1 protein-coding gene is annotated in these 404 nt (G+C 40.3%); it reads left to right on the plus strand.

Annotation, left to right across the window (positions count from 1 at the left end; all coding sequences use genetic code 11):
* Positions 1-404 (plus strand): hypothetical protein (locus tag ACT9TX_RS18505; protein ID WP_481340613.1); only part of this gene is annotated, 404 nt, incomplete at both ends.

Raw genomic sequence — 404 nt, forward strand, 5'->3', positions numbered from 1 at the left:
GCAACTGGCAATTTAGGTTCTGGTGGTACTGCAAGACAAATAGGTACAGGTAGTGCAGGTGCACAAAGTGGCACCAGCGCTGGTACTGCCATGACTAGCTTATTAAAAACAGGTGCTAATCAATACAGTTTAATTGCAAACCCTCTATTCGGCAATTTAGATTGGGTTACACTTTCTGCAGATGCTACTAACTTCAAAAACCTATCTACCACATTTACCGTTTATGATCCTAATTTAGGCGTATTTGTTACCAGCACTGGTACAACAGTTACCCCAGACCCATCTTACACTGGTGGTCAAACATCTAAGCAACAAGCAAGGTACATTCAAAACGGGCAAGCATTTTTTGTACAAAATGATGGTACTGGTACAGCACCTACTTTAAATATTTTAGAAAGTCATAG

The organism is Parasediminibacterium sp. HNIBRBA5674 (assembly GCF_056745525.1).